Genomic DNA, 18,221 nt, shown 5'->3' on the forward strand with positions numbered 1-18,221 from the left:
GCTCCCCCTGTTCCCGTCAACGCGGAATGTCGACGTAGTCGAGCTTCTGCATCTTCTCGATCAATTCGCCCTGGAAACGCGGCGGGGTCGGCTGGGTCTTCAGCGCCCAGGCCATGATATCGACGTCGTCTTCCTCGAGGAGGGCTTCGAACCAGGCGAGTTCTTCCGCGCCCCATTCGGCATGGTAGCGATCGAAGAAGCCGCCGATCATGTAATCGGCTTCGCGCGTACCGCGGTGCCAGCTGCGAAACTTGGCACGCGAGAGACGGCCTTCGGTTGTGAGCATTTCGGGCATTGGGCGCGGGTAGGGCACTCGCCAAAGCCGTGCAAGCGGCTATAGCATTGCCCAGCATGCGGCCCGACATACTTAATCCCCTGTTTGCCGAGACCGAGACGCTGGAAGGCGTGGGTCCGAAGCTGAAGAAGCCCCTCGACAAGCTGGGGCTGACACGGCTGCGGGACCTTGCATATCACCTGCCCGATCGGTTCGTGACGCGGCGTGCTGTCGACAATCTCGACGAAGCGGGCGAGGGCGAGAATATCGTCCTCAAACTGACCGTCACCGAACATCGGGGAGGACGCTCTCCACGCGCGCCCTACCGGGTGCTGGCACAGGATAGCGTGGGCAATGTCCTTGCGCTGACCTATTTCGGCCGGGCGTCCTATACGGCGAAAAAGCAGCTGCCGGTCGGCGAGACGCGCTGGGTGGCGGGCAAGCTCGAACGCTATGGAGACATGCTCCAGATCGTCCATCCCGATCACGTGGTGGAAGAGGGCGGCGATACTCTGCAGCGCCTGTGCGAGCCGGTCTATCGCCTGTCCGAAGGCCTCACGCAGCCGCGCGTCGCCGGACTTGTCGACCAGGTCCTGGCGAAGCTGCCGCAATTGCCCGAATGGATCGAGCCGACGCAGGTCGAGAAAGCCGAATGGCCCTGCTGGCGCGATGCGCTTCGCAGTGCTCACAAGGGCGAACACAAGGCGGCGCGCGACCGGTTGGCCTACGACGAGCTGCTGGCCAACAGCCTCGCGCTGATGCTGGTGCGGGCGGACAATCGCAAGCGCAGGGGGCAACCGCTTCAGGGTGATGGCAGCTATCGCGGCAAGCTCGACCTGCCGTTCCCGCTGACTGGCGCGCAGAAGCGCTCGATTGCCGAAATCGAAGGCGACATGGCGCAGGAGGCGCCCATGCTGCGCCTGCTGCAGGGCGATGTGGGGGCAGGCAAGACCGTGGTCGCGCTCGAAGCGATGCTGATCGCGGTGGAGGCAGGGGCGCAAGCCGCGCTGCTTGCCCCGACCGAAATCCTCGCCCGCCAGCATTTCGAGAGCCTGCGGCGCATGGCCGAGCCGACAGGCGCGCAGGTCGCGCTGCTGACCGGCCGCGACAAGGGCAAGGCGCGCGAGGGCACGCTGATGGGGCTTCTCGACGGAAGTATCGATATCGTCGTCGGCACCCATGCGATTTTCCAGGACAAGGTCGCCTACAAGAACCTCGCCATGGTGGTGATCGACGAACAGCACCGCTTCGGCGTCGGCCAACGCCTGATGCTGGCGAGCAAGGGCAAGCGCGCACCGCACGTGCTCGCAATGACCGCCACGCCCATTCCGCGCACGCTCACGCTGGCGCAATATGGCGAGCTCGACGTCAGCAAGCTCGACGAGCTTCCTCCCGGCAGGCAGGCGATCGACACGGTGGTCATGGGGCAGGACAAGGTTGCTCCGCTCGTCGAACGGCTGGCTGCGCAATTCGAGCAGGGACGGCAGGCCTTCTGGGTCTGCCCGATGGTACGCGAAATGGACGGGCCGGAAGAGATCGCTGCAGCCGAAGCGCGCTATGCCTCGCTCAAAGAGCGGTTCGGAGACGATGTCGTCATGGTCCACGGCCAGCTCGCGCCCGAAATGAAAGACGCCGCGATGGAGCGCTTCGCGCGCGGCGATGCGCGGCTGCTGGTGGCGACGACCGTGATCGAGGTCGGGGTCGACGTTCCCAATGCCACGCTGATGGTGATCGAGCAGGCCGAGCGCTTCGGTCTCGCCCAGCTTCACCAGCTTCGCGGACGTGTCGGGCGCGGCAGCGAGAAGAGTTTCTGTGTCCTCCTCCACGGTGAAAGCCTGTCCGAAACCGCCCAGAAACGCCTCGCCTTGATGCGCGAGAGCCAGGACGGGTTCCTATTGGCCGAAGAAGACCTGAAGCTGCGCGGCGGCGGCGAACTTCTCGGCACGCGCCAGTCGGGCGATACGCCCTTTGCCGTTGCCAGTTTCGAGCAGATCACCGAGCTCCTACCCAAGGCCCACGATGATGCCCGTCTGCTGATGGATCGCGATGGCGGGCTGGAGGGAAAGCGCGGCGAAGCGGCCCGCATTTTACTTTACCTTTTCGAACGCGACTTCGGAGTGAAGACCCTGCGTGGGGGCTAATTCTAGGAATTTGCTAAGAATTAGGCGCTAGACCCCCGCGCAACAGGGGGACTTCATGCAGACTGTTCATTATTCGACCGCTCGCGTTTTCGCCATGTGCATCGCGATGCTCGGCTTCATCGTCGTAGGTGTGTTCATGTGGAGCGGGCTCTACGGCAAGGGCGCCTTTGCCGGAGCAATCCTCACGATTATCGGCATCTGCGGCCTGCCAGCCATGGCGCGCTACCTGCTGGGAGGCGGGCTGATCCTTGAATATGATCGCACCTTCGTGACGTTTCACGGCGTACTTTCGACCACCCGCCTTCGCTGGGATGAGGTGACCGGCATCGAGATCGAGGAGCAGACCTACAACTGGGTCGCCAAGAACCGCTTCCTCAAGATCAAGGGGCCGTTTTCTTTCCTCGGCTATGCCAGCATGACCGAGCGCCTGCTCGCGAAGAAGCATCGCCCGATCGGCAAGCTGCTGGATCAGATCACCGATTATCTGGAATCGCCCGAGGTCGCCCCGCAGCAGCCTGTGCGGCAGACCGGTTTCGGCAGTGTCATGCCCGATACGAGGTCGACCGGCGTCATCGGCGAACAGCCCGTCGCAGCACCGCAGATGCGCGCGGGCGGTTTCGGTCGCAAGGGACTTTAAAAGCTGAGCGCCGCAAGCTCCCGCTCGACTGCAGGCCTGTAGCTTTCGCCGAACAGGCGCACGTGCAGCAACCACATCCAAAGGCGATAGATGGGAAGCCGGTTCCGCCAACCCCTCTCAAGTTCGAGCGCATCGAAGAAGGCAGGCGTCGGGGCGTCGAATACCGTCAGGCTGGCGACGTCCACTTCGCGGTCTCCATAACACGCGCATGGATCGATCAGCCCACTGATCCGCTCGCCGGAGACGAGCACATTCCCGCCCCATAGGTCGCCATGCACCAGTGCCGGTTTGGGCACAGCCGGCAGCAGGTCGGGCAGACCTTTTGCCAGTTCCTCGATCCGCCTGCCGAGATCGGCTGCGATATGCGGGACGTGGCACAGCAGCCTGCGTTCGCCCCAGAACTGCGGCCAGTTCTCCGTGAATTGGTTCTCCACGGTCACATGCCTGAGAGCGTAGTTTTCCTGCCAACCGAATGCATCGCCCTGCATGGAATGGAGGGCGTCCAGCGCCCCAGCAAGTGAAACCCATGCATTGCCTGCGAGCATGCCATCGGAGGGCAGGTACTCGATCACAAGATGGCGCTCGTCGAACCCGATGACCTTTGGGGAGGGAGCGGCGCTTTCCCCCATCGCTTCGAGCATTCGCGCCTCGACCGCCACAACAGGGCCGGTCTTGCCAACGACTTTCGAGCCATCGGCAAACTCGATCAGCGAAGCGCCCGAGATGTCCCCGCCGGCGACGCGCGTTACAGCGATTGGTTTCGACCCGCAGGTCGCTTCTGCAAATCCGGCAAGATCCTGGCTCATGCCGTCTCCGCCAGCACCTTGCTGACGATGCCGCGCACATTGACACGCGCGCCCAGACGCGCACAGAGCAGCGCAGTCCCGCTGACCTTGCGCTGGACGAAAAGAGTTTCGGCAGGTGGCAGGTGCCAGCTTTCGCGGTCGCGGGCGATCGGCATCACTGTCTCGCGGATTTCCGGCACGAATGCCCGGTCGCCGAAGTCGAGTTTCTCATCGCTCGACATCTGGGTGACGACGATATCGACCGCATGGCGCATGGCATCGGGGTGCCGTTCGAGCGCGCGCGGGTTGATGAAACCGGCCTTGATCGCCGCGTCCATGACCTTTTCACGGTCTTGCTCGAGGCCTGCCTCGATCAAGCTGCGATAGTCCTGCGAAATACCGGCAGAGACTTCGCGCGTCGCACCAAAATCGAGCAGGACGATCCGGCCAGTCTTTGCCTGCCAGCGATAATTGGCGAAATTGGGGTCGGTCTGCATCAGGTGGCTGTCGAACAACTCGCGCGCGACCAGTTCGATCAGCTCTGCGGCAACGCGGTCGCGCAAGTCCTGCGGCTGCGAGGCGAGGTCTTCTATCGGCGAGCCTTCCTCGTAGCTCATTGCGAGGATCCGGTCGGTGGTCAGTTCGGTTTCCAGCCTGGAGATGACGAATTCCTCGCGCCCGGCGAGCATTTCGCCAAAGCGCGTCATCATCGCGCCCTCGCGCCTGTAGTCCGCTTCTTCGCGCAGCTGTTCCTTGGCCGCCGCCAGCAGCGGATCGATATCGAGCTCTTTCGGCAGGAGGCCGGTCAGTTTCAGCAGGCTTGCGACATTGTCGACGTCGGAATCAATGCTCTGCGCAACACCCGGGTACTGGACCTTGATCGCCAAGAGACGTCCGTCCGGCAGCATGGCGCGGTGGACCTGCCCGATCGAGGCTGCCGCAATCGGGCGCGGTTCGAAGCGGCGGAATTGCTTGCGCCAGTCCTTGCCCCATTCGGCAGCCAGCACCTTGTCGAGCTGGCGCGGGGGCATGAAATCGGCCCGGTCGCGCAGGCGGGCGAGGATTTCTGCTAGCTCGGGCGGAAGCAGGTCGCCTGCATCCATTGAGATCATCTGCCCCAGCTTCATCGCGGCACCTCGCAGATGCGCGAGCCGGTCGGTCAGCCGCTTGGCTTTGCCCGGTGTCAGGAGGATCTGGTCGAGGCGCGGTCGCTCGCCATTTGCCAGCCGCCTCGCGCCTTCGCTCAATGCGCCGCCGGCGAGACCTCCGGCCAGCCGCGTGAAGCCACCCAGCCGCCCTATGCGGGACGAGGGGACGGAACGATGCCGCGAAGGCTTGTCGTCAGCCATGTTCGTCGATCATGACGGCGACCAGCGCCCGTGCGCCCGCGTCCACTTCGCTCCAGGTAATCGCGAAGCCTTCTTCGCCGCCATAATAGGGATCACCGACCTCGCGGCCATGCTGGCCCGGCACGAGGTCGAGCAGCATGGCGACCCTGGCCTTGCCGCCATCGGGTTCGATCCGGCGGATATTCGCCATGTTCGACCGGTCCATGCCGAGGATGTAGTCGAATTCGTGGAAATCCTGCTGCTTGAGCTGGCGTCCGCGATAGCTGCGGATGTCGATCCCGTTTCGGTCCGCCTCGTCGATGCTGCGCGGATCGGGCGGCTGGCCCACATGATAGTCGGCCGTGCCCGCGCTAGCGACCTCGACATTCAGCCCGGCCTCCTCGGCAGCCTTGCGGAACGCCGCCTCTGCCAGCGGTGAGCGGCAGATATTGCCGAGACAGACGAACAGGACAGAAGGCTTGGACATGGGAAAAGCGGTCTTTCAGCGAGGACGGAAGGGTTCCGCCATTCAATCGCCCGAAACTGCGCTTGTTCCGGAGCGCGCGCAATGCGCGGCTCGTCAGAATGCAAGAGAATAAATGGTCGGGGAGAGAGGATTCGAACCTCCGGCCCCTGCCTCCCGAAGACAGTGCTCTACCAGGCTGAGCTACTCCCCGACCGGATCGGCCCGCTGCGTCGAAACGCTGCGGGAGCGAAGCAAGGCGCGCCCTATAGGTGTGGATTGCGGTAGGCGCAAGCGGGCTTTTGCGTTAATTTGGGACTAGGACCGCAAAGCAATGAAAAGCGATCAAGAGCCGGTGCCAGAAACACATTTCGAAACCCAGTATCTCGAGCTGATGCGGCGCATCTGGCTCGAAGGCGACGAGCGGCGCGATCGCACGGGTATCGGGACGCGCTCTGTCTTCGGCGCGATGCTGCGATTCGACCTTTCCGATGGTGCGATGCCGCTGATCACGACCAAGCGCGTGTACTGGAAAACCGCAACGCGCGAATTGCTGTGGTTTCTTACCGGCGACACCAACATCCGTCCGCTCGTGCTGCAGGGCGTGAAGATCTGGAACGAGTGGCCACACGCGAAATATGTCGAACAGACGGGCGACGAGATTTCGCTAGACGATTTCGTGCAGCGCATTGCCGATGACGAGCATTTTGCGGCCATGTGGGGCGACCTTGGGCCGGTGTACGGCAAGCAGTGGGTCGATTGGCCGACCTTCCAGCCGGTGAAAGGCGGGCTATTCCGCAAGGGGCGGGGCATCAACCAGGTCGCCGAAGTGGTCGAATCGCTGCAGGAAAATCCCGGCAGCCGTCGCCACATCATCGAAGGCTGGAACGTTGCCGACGTGCCGCGCATGGCGCTGCCGCCTTGCCACAAGACCTACCAGTTCCACGTGAGCGAGGGCAGCGACGGCAAGGCGCGCCTCAATGGCCTGCTCTACCAGCGCAGCTGCGATGTCGCGCTCGGCCTGCCCTTCAACCTGTGGTCGGCGGCGCTGCTCCAGCGCATGCTTGCCCAACAGGCGGGGCTTGAGCCGGGCGAATTCGTATGGATGGGAGGCGACACGCACCTCTATCTCAACCACGAACACCTTGTGAAAGAGCAGCTTTCACGGGAACCGCAAGGCCACCCGCGGCTTGAGATCCTGCGGCGTCCGGCGACTATCTTCGACTACCGGATTGAGGATTTCGCGGTTCACGACTACACGCCGCACGAGCCCATCAAGGCCCCCGTCGCGGTGTGACCGAAATCGTATGCATAGGCGTACTTGACCGTTTCTCCCGCGCGAAATAAAATAACGCGCAAGCGTAAGATTACGTCTGGGAGACGATTCTATGGCCGACAGGCCTCAAGGTACCGCGAAAGCTGGCGATAACCGCCCCAAGCTCTCGCTTCACGTACCCGAACCAAAATTCCGGCCCGGTGATGCGGTCGACTTCTCGCACATCGAGGTGCCCGAAGCAGGCGCGCAGCCGCGCCCTGACGAGACCACCGATCCCAAGGACATGCTGGATTTCGCCCACGGGCTGATCCGCGTACTGGGCGAGGACAACAAGGCGCATGGTCCGTGGGACCCGAAGCTCGACCCCGAAACGCTGCGCACCATGCTTGGCCACATGGCCATGACGCGCGCCTTCGACGAGCGCATGTTCCGCGGCCAGCGGCAGGGCAAGACTTCGTTCTACATGAAGTGCACCGGCGAAGAGGCGACCAGCGTCTCTGCCTCTATGGCGCTCGCGGCGGACGACATGGTCTTCCCGAGCTACCGCCAGCAGGGCATCCTGATCCAGCGCGGCTATCCGATGATCGAGATGATCAACCAGATCTACTCGAACCGGGGCGACAAGCTGAAGGGCCGCCAGCTGCCGATCATGTACTCCTCTAAGGAGCACAGCTTCTTCACCATCTCGGGCAACCTCGCCACGCAGACCCCGCAGGCGGTTGGCTGGGCGATGGCATCGGCGATCAAGGGCGACAGCCGCATTGCCGCGACTTGGGTGGGCGAGGGCAGCACCGCGGAAGGCGACTTCCACTCGGCCTGCCTCTTCGCAACCGTCTATAACGCTCCGGTCATCCTTAACGTGGTCAACAACCAGTGGGCGATTTCCAGCTTCAGCGGCTTTGCAGGAGCCGAACGTGCGACATTCGCAGCGCGCGGAGTGGGCTACGGCATCGCCTCGCTGCGCGTCGACGGTAACGACCCGCTTGCCTGCTATGCAGCAGAGCAGTGGGCCGCCAACCGCGCGCGTGCCAATGCCGGGCCGACGCTGATCGAATTCTTCAGCTACCGCGCGGAAGGGCACTCCACCTCGGACGACCCCAGCGGCTATCGCAGCGCGCAGGAGCGTGACGAGTGGCCGCTCGGCGATCCCGTCATGCGCCTCAAGAACCACCTCATCGAAATCGGCGAGTGGGATGAGGAGCGTCAGGAAAAGATGGACCTCGAGGCGGCCGAATACGTCAAGAAGACCACCAAGGAAGCCGAAGAGAACGGCATTCTCGGCCACGGCCTCCACCACCCGTTCCGCACCATGTTCGAAGACGTGTTCGAAGAGCTGCCCTGGCATCTCAAGGAACAGGCGCAGCAGGCGATCCACGAACGCGAGACCAAGTTCCCCGAAGGACTCCCGAACGGAGGGAAGGGCGCATGAGGTCCGCATTTGCACTCGGCCTCGCGGCGTTGGCGTTGGCCGCCCAACCGGCTTTTGCCGGTCCGCTCGCAGAGCCGGGAACGGTGGAGATTGCCACGCCCGATGAGCGTGTCCTTCCGGTTCGCGTCTGGCTTCCACAAGTCGAGAAACGCGGTGTCGCGTTGTTCTCGCATGGTTACAATTCTTGGCCCTCTGCCTACGAAGCGCTTGTCGAGCGGCTCAACGGTGAAGGCTTTGCAGTTGTCGCGCCGCTGCACCCAGATTCGATGCGCTCGTCGGTCGAGGGCAAGATTGCACCAGAGCAGGCCTTTGCATCGCGGATGATCGACATGGCGCTCACTGCGGACTTCGTGAGCGAGCGCTTCGAAGGACTTCCGGTGCTGGCGGTAGGACATTCCTTCGGCACGCTCGATGCCATGGTGCGAGCTGGCGGACTGCCCGGCTTCGATGCTCCGACGGACGACAGGGTTTCCGCAGTCCTTGCCTTCTCCAGCCCGGGCAAGATCCCCGGACTGGTCGGCGATGACGCGTTCTCTACTGTTGCCTTGCCGACGATGCTGGTGACCGGCGACGAAGATGTCGTACCCGGCTATGTCGCCGATCCTGCCGATCACCTGATCTACGCAGAACGTGTGGCCGGCCCGTCCTATGCCATTTCCGTATCCGGCGGCGATCACGAACTGGTTGGCGACGAGGCTATTGTGACGCAGGTCTGGCCTGCCGTTGCCGATTTCATCGCAACCCACGTGCTGGGCGAGGCGGAGACGCCCGCGCTCATGCAACATGCACTCGAAAAGCCCTCGACGGCCCGCAAAGGGGACGCAGAATGACCGAGGTGAAAGACAAACCCGCCAGCGAAGGCGAAGCGGGCACCGAACGCCGCCTCAACATGATCGAGGCGATCAACGACGCGCTCGATGTGACTATGGGCCGCGACGAGAACATCGTCATCATGGGCGAGGACGTCGGCTACTTCGGCGGCGTGTTCCGCTGCACCGCCGGTCTCCAGCAGAAATACGGCAAGAGCCGCGTGTTCGACACGCCGATTTCCGAATGCGGCATCATCGCCGCGGCAGTGGGAATGGGGGCCTATGGCCTGCGTCCGGTGCCGGAAATCCAGTTTGCCGATTATATCTACCCCGGCCTCGACCAGCTGATCTCCGAAGCGGCGCGCCTGCGCTATCGTTCGGCAGCCGAGTACACTGCGCCGATCACCGTGCGCAGCCCGTTCGGCGGCGGCATCTTCGGTGGCCAGACGCACAGCCAGAGCCCCGAGGCGATCTTCGCCCATGTCTCCGGCCTGAAGACGGTCATTCCGGCGACACCCTATGACGCGAAGGGCCTGCTGATCAGCGCCATCGAAGACAATGACCCGGTCATCTTCTTCGAGCCCAAGCGCATCTACAACGGCCCGTTCTCGGGCTATTACGACAAGCCGGTCGAACCTTGGAAGCGCTTCGATGCGAGCATTGTGCCCGAGGGTCATTACACAATCCCGCTCGGCAAGGCGCGTTATGCGACGCAGGGTGATGAGCTCACCATCCTCGCCTATGGCACGATGGTTCACGTGGTCGAGGCGGTCTGCCGCGAGAAGGGCGTGGAGGCCGACATCGTCGACCTGCGCACCATCGTCCCCGTCGACATCGAAACGATCGAGGAATCAGTCAAGAAGACCGGCCGCTGCCTCATCGTCCATGAAGCGACCCGTACCGCCGGTTTCGGCGCGGAGCTTTCCGCGCTGGTAACCGAGCGCTGCTTCTATCACCTCGAAGCTCCGATCGAACGCGTGACCGGTTTCGACACACCCTATCCCCACAGCCTCGAATGGGCCTATTTCCCCGGCCCGATCCGCATCGGCGAGGCCCTCGACAAGATCCTCAAGGACTGATCCCCATGGCAAAGTTCATATTCAACATGCCCGACATCGGCGAAGGCATTGCCGAGGCGGAAATCGTCCAGTGGCACAAGAAGGTCGGCGACACGGTCAAGGAAGACGAGGAATTCGTCGACATGATGACCGACAAGGCCACCGTGCCGATGGAAAGCCCGGTCGACGGCAAGATCCTCGAGATCGCTGGTGAAGAAGGCGACATGGTCTCGATCGGTTCGATGCTGGTCGTGATCGAGGTCGAGGGCGAAGTGCCTGAAGACGTTGCCGAGGAGGCTCCTGCTCCTGCTGCTGCGCCCGCACCGGCTCCCAAGGCGGAAGAAGTCGAAGAGCGTATCGAAGTCGAGACTTCGGACGCCAGCGATGCCGACGATGCACTCGCTGCCGACCCCGATCCCGAGCCGCTGCCAGCACCGACGCCGGCGCCCGAGCCGAAGCACCAGGCAAAGGTCCTTGCGACCCCTGCTGTGCGCAAGCGCGCCAAGGAACTCGGCGTGGACCTCAGCCAGGTTAAGCCGTCCGAAGAAGGCCGCATCCGTCACGGCGATCTCGACCAGTTCCTTTCCTACACCTCGGGCTATGGCGCTGCTGCCAAGACCCGCGAGGACGAGGAAAAGAAGGTCATCGGCATGCGTCGCCGCATCGCCGAGAACATGGCTGCGTCAAAGCGCAACATCCCGCATTTCTCCTATGTCGAGGAATGCGATGTTACCGACCTCGAGGTGCTGCGCGCACAGCTCAACGCCAGCCGCGGGGACAAGCCCAAGCTGACGATCCTGCCGCTGCTGATCACCGCGATCTGCAAGACGCTGCCCGACTTTCCGATGATCAACGCACGCTATGACGATCAAGCTGGCGTTGTGACGCGCCACGGTTCGGTCAACATGGGCATGGCCGCACAGACCGACGCGGGCCTGATGGTGCCGGTCATCAAGAACGCGCAGGCGAAGAACCTGTGGCAGCTGGCGAACGAGATTTCGCGCCTTGCGGATGCCGCACGCAACAGCACGGCGAAGAAGGAAGAGATGGAAGGCGGCACGCTGACCGTCACTTCGCTCGGACCGCTCGGCGGCGTGGCTACCACGCCGGTTATCAACCGTCCCGAAGTCGCTATCATCGGCCCGAACCGCATTATCGAGCGCCCGATGTACGTCACCGGCAGCGATGGTGTCGAACGGATCGAGAAGCGCAAGCTGATGAATATCTCGATCAGCTGCGATCACCGCGTGGTCGATGGCTGGGATGCAGCAAGCTTCATCCAGGCGTTGAAGAAGCTGCTGGAAACGCCAGCGCTTATCCTCGTCGACTGATCTATGAAACTCCCGCTCCGGCGGGAGTTTTTATTCGGCGACCTGTTCGACCGACACCGATTCCTGGATATCGATTGCCGATTTGGCCGCGATTGCGCCGCCGCCCAACATGGCGAGCGATGCAGCGAGAAATGCTGTCTGCAACATATCGAAACCCCCGTTTGCCCCACGTGATTTCGATGTTCAGGTTCGACCCGAAAGGTAAATTTCGGGTAAATTCCAGCCTCCTGCGCGGCATTGAAAAAAAGAGCGAAAAAAGGCGCTCAATTTGCGTTGACAGGAATCGGAGCCTCCACTAGATGCGCGGCTCCCAAGGGGGCGCTACAGCGCAATGCGCGGGTGTAGCTCAGTTGGTTAGAGTATCGGCCTGTCACGCCGAGGGTCGCGGGTTCGAGTCCCGTCACTCGCGCCACCTTGGGATTATTCTTCGAAAAGCCGCCTCCGGGCGGCTATTTTCATGCCTGCGATCCGGCCTTCGCTTCGGCCAGCTTGCGCAGGTTTTTCTCGTGTTCCGACTTGTCGATCCGGTAGCGCGAGATGCAGTAGAGCGCGCCCAGATAGAGCAGCAGCAGGGTGGGGGCGTAATAGGCGCCCAGCATCCACAGCGTGTCGCTCGAAACCGTGTCCGGCTCGGCGCCCTCGGGGAAGGCGACGATCGACAGGATCGCGCCTGCCGCCGCAACGCCGATGCCTTGCGTGACTTTGCGCGTGAAGGTGGACGCGGCGTAGTAGACGCCCTCGTTGCGCCGTCCGGTCCTGACCTGGTTCGATTCGACCAGGTCGGCGATCATCGAATAGGCGACAGCCTGCGTTGCGATGATCAGCGCAAGGTCGATCACGTTGATGGTCATCACCAGCGGAAAGAGGATCGGATCGCCGTTCTCCGGCATAAGGCCTGCAAGCCGCAGCAGGACCGGCGCAGGCTGGATGGTGAAGGCCAGCAATCCAAGACCGATCACCGATCGCTTCTTGCCGAATTTCTTCACGCTCCACGGGGCAATCAGGAAGCCGAACAGCGCGGATAAAAGGACGGTGCAGGTCCAGATGAAGATCTGGACTTCCTCGAAGCCCCAGAAGTAGCGCAGCATGAGGAAGGACAGGGCCGCCGCGAGGCCCGACGCAATCGCAAACAGGACGGTGGCGAAGAACAGGGCGATGAAGCTCTTCTCGCTGAGCGTTTCGATCATTTCGCGAAAGATACGCCGAACTCCGAAACGCTCGCCCGTTGCAACAGGGCGGTGCAAGTAGGGAATGCGGTGGTGGGTGCCGAGGGCCGAAACCATGATCGCAAGGAAGATAAGCAGTGATGCGATGATGCCGTAGGTCGCATAGGCATTGCGATCGAGCATGCCTTGTGGACCGGTCATCAATGCGCCGAACATGATGATGCTCATCATGCTGCCGCCGGTCCAGCCGAAGAAGAGGCGATAGGACTGCAGGCTGGTGCGCTCTTCGTAGTCCGACGTCAGTTCAGGGATGAGCGCGGAACTGGGCGTCTCGTAGAAGGTGATAAAGGTGCGGATCAGCACCGCGAGCCCGGTCAGGTAGAGGAACAGTTCGGTCTGCCCCCAGTCGGGCGGGTTCCACAGCAGGAAATAGCTCAGCGCCACCGGCAGGGCAGCTGCATACATGAAGGGGTGGCGACGGCCCCAGCGGCTCCGGAAATTATCCGACCAATAGCCGACCAGTGGATCGGAGAGGGCATCGAAGACCAGTGCGATGAAGATCGCGAGACCCACAAGACCCGGCTCGAGACCGATCACCGTGCCGTAGAACAGCAGGAGAAAGTAATCGAAGCCGTTGTTCTTGATCCCGAAAGCCGCCGCACCGAAACCGTGCGCAAGCTTCAGGCCGACCGATGGCTTGTCGGATACCCCCGCAATGGTCGCCATATTCTCTCCCTTGGGAATGGGAGGCTAGGGATGACTTGGCCGCTTGGCAATCAGCGCCAGTTGCCGGTTTCCATCCACTTCAGGAAGCGGCCCAAGGGCAGCAGCCACACGAGGCCGAGGAAAAGGTAGATCACGGTCTGCGCAAGTGCCGGCCAGTCGCCGATGAGACCTGGCAGGTATCGCGCGATCACGATACCGTAAACCAGGAGCCCGATCAGGAGACCCAGCAGGCCGACCGGTATGCGCCAGGTGGGTTCTTCTCTCATGCGAACGGTCCGTAGAGGCGGGTTGGGGTCACGACGGCATCGAGCCGGCGGTCATGCGGCTCGACCGGCAGGTCTTCCGCCAGCTGGCAATCCCATGCAAGGCCGATAGCCGTAACATCCTCGCGGTTCTCGAGCCAGCGGTCGTAATGGCCGCCGCCCTGACCGAGACGGTCGCCTTTGGCGGTAAAACCCACGAGCGGGACCAGCAGGACCTGCGGTTCCATGACGGGCGCTTCGGGTGATGGCTGGAGCAGTCCGAAGGGGCCGACCTCGAGGTCTTCCTCGTCGAACGGGTCGCTATGCTGTGCGAATTCCATCGCGGAATTGCGGGTCTCGAAGCGGGGAAGGGCAATCTCGTGGCCGCGTTCGAGAAAGAACCTGGCATAGGAGGCCGCAGGCGCTTCGAACGGATCGGCGCGATAGAGGCCAACGGTCGCGCCTTCGGGCACGAGATCCAGCAGGGGCGCCGGAGGGCGGTGGAAGACCAGCCTACGCATGCTGTCGGGCAGCTGTGCAACATGATCGCGTCGCATGCTGCGGAGAATTTTCCGGAGTTGGTCCTTCGTCACGCCTTGCCTGCTCCCGCAATGATTGCCGATGCTCGGCCACCGCGCTCAAGCAGCGAAGCGTTAGCGCGAAAAGATTGTGGCGGGACCACTATGGGTCGTTTCCGGAAAATCCTCTGACGCCTTCACGTCAGGTGGGCGCCGTATATCCAGATCGCCAGGACGAACCCGCCAACCCGGTAGGGACAGCTCCCTTGGATTGCTTATAGCCTCAGGGATATTCATGCGGCTCGTGCCGAGCAGCCCCGCCGAGCACTTACTTAGGAGGCCGAGGCCTCTCCCTCAAGTGCAGAAGCGGCACCTTCGAGCGCATTTGCGACGCGTTCCAGCCTGTTCGCCAGCGCATCGGTGTCGATTCCCGGATCGGGCGGGTGCGATTGCGCGGCATTGCGCGCGTCGGTCAGTTCATCGGCGAGCAGGATCGCGGCGAACAGCAGGTTCTTCGCTTCGTTGCTGGTCGCGTTCTTGCCCATGCCGCTGATCTTCTCGTCGACCATCTGCGCAAGGCCGCGCACCTTGTCTTCCTGCCCGTTGGCGGTCGAGACGGTGTAGACGCGACCGCCGACCTGCAGCTTGACGTCGCTCATTGCTCGAGCCTTTCGATCAGGGTGTCGAGTTCGCGCAGATTGCTCGCGACACGCGACTTCAACGCCTCGTGCGCCTCTGCCAGTCGGCTGTCGTCCGCAGGTGCGGATCGCGGTAGCGCGGCTTGTGTTTCGATACGCGCGAGGGCTTTTTCGAGCCGCTCCAGCGCGCCGTGGATACGTGTTTCACTCATCAGGCTTACGCAAATACCAAGATTGGCCCGCAACGGCAAAGGCTTGGGCTCTCCTGTTGATAAATTGCACCAAGACGATGAAGGCGCAGATCACTCGGCCACTCGGGTTGACCTTGCGCGCGCCCTCCGCGAAGGGTTCCCACGCGTCGAATCGCCACACATTTTCGGAGAATAATCCCCATGAGTCTCGACACTGCTCGCATGGTCCAGATGGCCAATGCCATCAGGGCACTTTCGATGGATGCGGTGCAGGCAGCGAACTCTGGGCATCCAGGCATGCCGATGGGCATGGCCGATGTGGCAACCGTGTTGTGGAGCGAATACCTCAAGCACGATCCGGCAGCGCCCGACTGGGCCGACCGCGACCGCTTCGTCCTGTCCGCGGGCCACGGCTCGATGCTCATCTACTCGCTGCTGCACCTGTCGGGATATGCGGCGCCGACGATGGACGACATCCGCAACTTCCGCCAGCTCGGCAGCCCGTGCGCAGGCCATCCTGAGAATTTCCTCCTCGACGGCGTGGAATCGACCACCGGCCCGCTGGGGCAGGGCCTTGCAATGGCAGTCGGCATGGCAATTGCGGAGCGCAAGCTGAACGCCGATTTCGGTGACGGACTGGTCGATCACCGGACCTGGGTGATCGCAGGCGATGGCTGCCTCATGGAAGGCATCAACCACGAGGCCATCGGTCTTGCAGGTCATCTCAAGCTCGGCCGTATGAACGTGCTGTGGGACGACAACCAGATCACCATCGACGGCGGTACCGAACTGTCGACCAGCGAAGACATCAAGGCCCGTTACGCGGCGACCGGCTGGCACGTGGTCAGCTGCGACGGCCACGATTTCGACGATATCCGCCGCGCTCTCGATGAAGCGCAGGCAGACGAGCGTCCGTCGCTGGTCGCCTGCCGCACGGTGATCGGCAAGGGCGCGCCCAACAAGCAGGGCACCAGCGCCACCCACGGCGCACCGCTCGGTGACGAGGAAATCTCGGCTGCGCGTGACGTGCTCGGCTGGGACTACAAGCCCTTCGAAATTCCCGAGCAGGTCCTGTCGGACTGGCGCGGCACCGCCGATGCAGGTGCAAAGGCGCATGGCGAATGGAGCGAGCGCCTTTCCGCCGACAGCCAGGGCGCCGAATTCGAGCGCCGCATGTCGGGCGACCTGCCCGCCAAGTTCAGCCTCGACAACTACATCCAGTCGCTGATGAAGGAGCCGGTCAAGGTCGCCACCCGCAAGGCGAGCGAGATGGCTCTCGACAAGATCAACGCGATGCTGCCCGACACGATGGGCGGCAGCGCCGACCTGACGGGTTCGAACAACACCAAGGCCGGCGGCATCGGCCCTTTCACGGCAGACGATTACTCGGGCCGCTACATCTATTACGGCATCCGCGAATTCGGCATGGCGGCCGCCATGAACGGCATGGCGCTGCACGGGGGCGTGATCCCTTATGGCGGCACCTTCCTCGTCTTCACCGACTATTGCCGCGCCGCGATCCGCCTTTCGGCCCTCCAGCAGGTCCGCGCGATCTATGTCATGACGCATGACAGCATCGGGCTTGGCGAAGACGGCCCGACGCACCAGCCGGTCGAACATGTGCAGAGCCTGCGCATGATCCCGAACCTGCTCGTCATGCGCCCTGCCGATGCGGTCGAGACGGCCGAGTGCTGGGACATCGCGCTGCGTAGCAAGGACCGCCCCGCGGTGCTGGCCCTCAGCCGCCAGAACCTGCCGCAGGTGCGCAACCATCCCGAAGAGACGGATATGTCCTCGAAGGGCGCGTATCGCCTCAAGAAGGCGGGTAACGCACACAAGGTCACGCTCGTTGCGAGTGGTTCGGAAGTGCATCTCGCGCTTGCCTGCGCCGATGAACTGGAAAAGCAGGGCGTGGGCGCCAGCGTGGTCTCGATGGTCTGCACCCAGCTGTTCGACGAGCAGGACGAGGCATACCGCAAGGACATGATCCCGGCATCGAGCCTGCGCGTCAGTATCGAGGCGGGCACCACCTTCGGCTGGGAACGCTACACTGGCGAAAACGGCCTCAACATCGGGATCGACAGCTTCGGCGCATCGGCGCCGGCGGGCGATCTCTTCAAGAAATTCGGTTTCACGGCGGACGCCATCGTTCCGCAAATCATGAACAAATTGAACGGATAAGCAGGAGCTCTTCGCATGGCTACCAAGGTTGCAATCAATGGATTCGGACGCATCGGACGCCTCGTGGCGCGTGCGATTCTCGAGCGTGACGACCACGATCTTGACCTCGTTTCGATCAACGATCTCGCCGACACCAAGTCGAACGCGCTGCTGTTCCAGTACGACAGCACGCATGGCCGTTTCCCCGGCACCGTCGAAGTGGGCGATAACGCGATCATCGTGAACGGCAAGTCGATCGCCGTCACCAGCGAGCGTGATCCGGGCAATCTGCCGCATGCAGCCCAGGGCGTGGACATCGTCCTCGAATGCACCGGCTTCTTCCAGAGCCACGAAGCTGCCGAGCCTCATCTCAAGGCAGGCGCGAAGCGCGTGCTGATCTCGGCTCCGGCCAAGAACGTTTCGGCGACCATCGTTTACGGCGTGAACCATGAGACGCTGACCGCCGACGACGTGATCGTCTCGAACGCCAGCTGCACGACCAACTGCCTTTCGCCGATGGCCAAGGTGCTGCACGACACGGTCGGTATCGAGCGCGGCTTCATGACCACGATCCACAGCTACACCAACGACCAGCGCATGCTCGACCAGATGCACAGCGACATGCGCCGTGCCCGCGGCGGTGCGCAGAACATGATCCCGACCACCACGGGTGCAGCCCGCGCGGTCGGCCTCGTCCTGCCCGAACTCGCCGGCAAGCTCGACGGCAGCTCGGTCCGCGTACCGACGCCGAACGTCAGCCTCGTCGACCTCGTCTTCACCCCAGGCCGCGACACCAGCGCCGAGGAACTGAACGCTGCGCTCAAGGCTGCTGCAGAAGGCAAGATGAAGGGCGTGCTCGACTACACCGACCAGCCGCTCGTCAGCTCGGACTTCAACCACTATCCGGCCAGCTCGACCATCGACAGCCTCGAAACCAGCGTGATGGAAGGCAAGCTTTGCCGCGTCGTCAGCTGGTACGATAACGAATGGGGCTTCTCGAACCGCATGATCGACACCGCCGGCGTGATGGCGAAATTCCTCTAAGGAAA

General features: G+C 62.8%; 18 protein-coding genes and 2 tRNA genes. 10 read left to right on the forward strand and 10 right to left on the reverse strand.

Translation table 11 applies throughout. The annotated features are described in order from the left end of the window. Positions 1 to 16: 16 nt before the first annotated feature. A complete protein-coding gene (locus K3136_RS13690; RefSeq protein ID WP_221430841.1) occupies positions 17 to 295 on the reverse strand; it encodes an FAD assembly factor SdhE in 279 nt (92 codons plus the stop codon). A gap of 56 nt (positions 296 to 351) precedes the next feature. Between K3136_RS13690 and recG the strand changes: the two genes are divergently transcribed. Together recG and K3136_RS13700 are read left to right on the forward strand one after the other, a co-directional pair. Further along, positions 352 to 2,415 carry an ATP-dependent DNA helicase RecG gene (gene recG, locus K3136_RS13695; protein WP_221430842.1) on the forward strand — a complete coding sequence of 688 codons (2,064 nt, stop codon included), beginning with the start codon at positions 352 to 354 and terminating at the stop codon, positions 2,413 to 2,415. 55 nt (positions 2,416 to 2,470) lie between these two features. After that, a complete protein-coding gene (locus K3136_RS13700) occupies positions 2,471 to 3,052 on the forward strand; it encodes a hypothetical protein (RefSeq protein ID WP_221430843.1) in 582 nt (193 codons plus the stop codon). Here K3136_RS13700 and K3136_RS13705 read toward each other — a convergent pair. From K3136_RS13705 to K3136_RS13720, 4 genes are all read right to left on the reverse strand, one after another. Further along, entirely contained in the window at positions 3,049 to 3,858 is an 810-nt protein-coding gene (locus K3136_RS13705; RefSeq protein WP_221430844.1) for a fructosamine kinase family protein, read from the reverse strand. The two genes, K3136_RS13700 and K3136_RS13705, sit on opposite strands and share 4 nt — an antisense overlap. After that, a complete protein-coding gene (locus K3136_RS13710; protein WP_221430845.1) occupies positions 3,855 to 5,186 on the reverse strand; it encodes an ABC1 kinase family protein in 1,332 nt (443 codons plus the stop codon). The genes K3136_RS13705 and K3136_RS13710 overlap by 4 nt, the downstream gene beginning before the upstream one ends. Next, complete coding sequence (locus tag K3136_RS13715) at positions 5,179 to 5,652, reverse strand: low molecular weight protein-tyrosine-phosphatase (RefSeq protein ID WP_221430846.1); 474 nt, start codon at positions 5,650 to 5,652, stop codon at positions 5,179 to 5,181. The genes K3136_RS13710 and K3136_RS13715 overlap by 8 nt, the downstream gene beginning before the upstream one ends. Before the next feature lie 113 nt (positions 5,653 to 5,765). Beyond that, positions 5,766 to 5,842, reverse strand: a tRNA-Pro gene (locus K3136_RS13720). A gap of 120 nt (positions 5,843 to 5,962) precedes the next feature. Between K3136_RS13720 and thyA the strand changes: the two genes are divergently transcribed. The 6 genes from thyA (at position 5,963) to K3136_RS13750 (ending at position 11,943) form a co-directional block, all read left to right on the forward strand. Then, positions 5,963 to 6,925, forward strand: coding sequence for a thymidylate synthase (thyA, locus tag K3136_RS13725; RefSeq protein WP_221430847.1), 963 nt, complete (start codon positions 5,963 to 5,965; stop codon positions 6,923 to 6,925). 91 nt (positions 6,926 to 7,016) lie between these two features. Further along, the gene (locus K3136_RS13730) at positions 7,017 to 8,333 is read left to right on the forward strand and encodes a 3-methyl-2-oxobutanoate dehydrogenase (2-methylpropanoyl-transferring) subunit alpha (protein ID WP_221430848.1); all 1,317 of its coding nucleotides are present in this window, start codon (positions 7,017 to 7,019) and stop codon (positions 8,331 to 8,333) included. Beyond that, positions 8,330 to 9,163, forward strand: coding sequence for an alpha/beta hydrolase family protein (locus tag K3136_RS13735; protein WP_221430849.1), 834 nt, complete (start codon positions 8,330 to 8,332; stop codon positions 9,161 to 9,163). Before K3136_RS13730 ends, K3136_RS13735 begins: the two co-directional genes overlap by 4 nt. Further along, complete coding sequence (locus K3136_RS13740; protein WP_221430850.1) at positions 9,160 to 10,221, forward strand: alpha-ketoacid dehydrogenase subunit beta; 1,062 nt, start codon at positions 9,160 to 9,162, stop codon at positions 10,219 to 10,221. Before K3136_RS13735 ends, K3136_RS13740 begins: the two co-directional genes overlap by 4 nt. Before the next feature lie 5 nt (positions 10,222 to 10,226). Then, positions 10,227 to 11,531 carry a dihydrolipoamide acetyltransferase family protein gene (locus K3136_RS13745; protein ID WP_221430851.1) on the forward strand — a complete coding sequence of 435 codons (1,305 nt, stop codon included), beginning with the start codon at positions 10,227 to 10,229 and terminating at the stop codon, positions 11,529 to 11,531. 335 nt (positions 11,532 to 11,866) lie between these two features. After that, positions 11,867 to 11,943: transfer RNA gene (locus K3136_RS13750), tRNA-Asp, on the forward strand. Between the two features lie 43 nt (positions 11,944 to 11,986). Here K3136_RS13750 and K3136_RS13755 read toward each other — a convergent pair. From K3136_RS13755 to K3136_RS13775, 5 genes are all read right to left on the reverse strand, one after another. Further along, entirely contained in the window at positions 11,987 to 13,423 is a 1,437-nt protein-coding gene (locus K3136_RS13755) for an MFS transporter (RefSeq protein ID WP_221430852.1), read from the reverse strand. Positions 13,424 to 13,473: 50 nt separating this feature from the next. Then, the gene (locus K3136_RS13760) at positions 13,474 to 13,689 is read right to left on the reverse strand and encodes a DUF2842 domain-containing protein (RefSeq protein ID WP_221430853.1); all 216 of its coding nucleotides are present in this window, start codon (positions 13,687 to 13,689) and stop codon (positions 13,474 to 13,476) included. After that, entirely contained in the window at positions 13,686 to 14,258 is a 573-nt protein-coding gene (locus tag K3136_RS13765; protein ID WP_221430854.1) for a 5-formyltetrahydrofolate cyclo-ligase, read from the reverse strand. Before K3136_RS13765 ends, K3136_RS13760 begins: the two co-directional genes overlap by 4 nt. Before the next feature lie 257 nt (positions 14,259 to 14,515). Beyond that, complete coding sequence (locus K3136_RS13770; RefSeq protein ID WP_221430855.1) at positions 14,516 to 14,842, reverse strand: cell division protein ZapA; 327 nt, start codon at positions 14,840 to 14,842, stop codon at positions 14,516 to 14,518. Then, positions 14,839 to 15,033: a hypothetical protein gene (locus tag K3136_RS13775; protein WP_221430856.1), complete on the reverse strand. Its 195-nt coding sequence runs from the start codon at positions 15,031 to 15,033 to the stop codon at positions 14,839 to 14,841. Before K3136_RS13775 ends, K3136_RS13770 begins: the two co-directional genes overlap by 4 nt. A 180-nt stretch (positions 15,034 to 15,213) precedes the next feature. Here K3136_RS13775 and tkt point away from each other — a divergent pair, with 180 nt between their 5' ends. Both tkt and gap read left to right on the forward strand, forming a co-directional pair. Then, entirely contained in the window at positions 15,214 to 17,193 is a 1,980-nt protein-coding gene (gene tkt / locus K3136_RS13780) for a transketolase (RefSeq protein WP_221430857.1), read from the forward strand. Positions 17,194 to 17,208: 15 nt separating this feature from the next. After that, the gene (gene gap, locus K3136_RS13785) at positions 17,209 to 18,216 is read left to right on the forward strand and encodes a type I glyceraldehyde-3-phosphate dehydrogenase (protein WP_221430858.1); all 1,008 of its coding nucleotides are present in this window, start codon (positions 17,209 to 17,211) and stop codon (positions 18,214 to 18,216) included. The last annotated feature ends 5 nt before the right edge of the window (positions 18,217 to 18,221 follow it).

It is taken from the genome of Qipengyuania gelatinilytica, assembly GCF_019711315.1.
GTDB classification, from domain to species: domain Bacteria; phylum Pseudomonadota; class Alphaproteobacteria; order Sphingomonadales; family Sphingomonadaceae; genus Qipengyuania; species Qipengyuania gelatinilytica.